Origin of the sequence: Planococcus sp. CAU13 (assembly GCF_000775575.1) — a bacterium.
Classification (GTDB): Bacteria; Bacillota; Bacilli; order Bacillales_A; family Planococcaceae; genus Planococcus.
Window position 1 is genome coordinate 1 of sequence record NZ_JRGN01000148.1, and the last position, 1042, is coordinate 1042.

Here is a 1042-nt window from a genome sequence, read left to right on the forward strand (position 1 = left end):
TCAGGACGGAGCGGAGCAATAAGACGAGTGCACTTCTCGGCTTATTGCGGGAGCTTAGTCCAAAGCGACGAAGCGGTCTATAATAGACAATCTCTTTACTCAACTTATATGGTTTCTAATTCCAAAATGAGCATGGCCGGGTCCCCACCCTTCCATGCTCTACTGAACTTATACGTGAAAAGATCAAACCTTAGCAGCGGAACGGAAATGCTCTTTCAGTTCACTTAGCTCCCGTTCCGCCTCTGCCAATCGTCTATGCAGCAAAGCTGTCAGGCGGATCAGCTGCTCCATATGCACTTCTAATTGCTGTTGTACGTCCTTTGGCATGGCTAAGTGCCCCCCATCTTCCAATTGTTTATACGTTTACTGATTCCGCTTCCGGCGCTGGGAAATCAAAATCTGCTGCAGATTCTGGTTCCTTTTGCAGGGGAGCGGTTTCTTCTTGCACTTTCCTTCGGTCGAGGAAACGCACCTGGTCTCCCAAAACTTCTGTGACGTAAACCCTGGTGCCATCTTCTTTGTCATAATGCCGGGATTGCAGCCTCCCTGAAATCGCAACAAGAGAGCCTTTTACACAATACTTCGCCACGTTTACGGCTGGTCTTCCCCAAGTGGAACAAAGCATAAAATCACTTTCGATTTCCCCGTGCTGGTTTTTGTAATTACGGGAAACGGCAACAATGAACGTTGTATGTACACGCCCTTCGCTGAGTGTCCGTGACGATGGATCCTTCGTCAGCCTGCCAACCAACCCTACCTGATTCATATATTTTCACCTCCTTCCGGTAAAGTCAGCATACTAAATAAACTGAATTTTACGCAAAAGGCGAAAAACAGGATTTGCCTGATTATTGGCGGGCGATATTTCATTTATTAAGAGCCATTAAAAATATTTTATTTTTATTTTCATGCAGAATTAATGATTTCCGGAAATTTATAAGCCGATAACAAAAATGGAATTTCACAGCTTTGTCCATCATTTCTTCTTCTGCAAAAACCGGGGCAAAGATTATGCTCCTGCATCGCTTCGCTGCTTCGTCGC

Annotated in this window: 2 protein-coding genes; both read right to left on the reverse strand. The window is 45.3% G+C overall.

Annotated features, from left to right (window positions below; genetic code table 11):
* Positions 1-183: 183 nt before the first annotated feature.
* The gene (locus KW93_RS17605) at positions 184-327 is read right to left on the reverse strand and encodes a hypothetical protein (RefSeq protein ID WP_162835042.1); all 144 of its coding nucleotides are present in this window, start codon (positions 325-327) and stop codon (positions 184-186) included.
* A gap of 28 nt (positions 328-355) precedes the next feature.
* The gene (locus KW93_RS06265; protein ID WP_081986937.1) at positions 356-766 is read right to left on the reverse strand and encodes a single-stranded DNA-binding protein; all 411 of its coding nucleotides are present in this window, start codon (positions 764-766) and stop codon (positions 356-358) included.
* Positions 767-1042 lie beyond the last annotated feature (276 nt).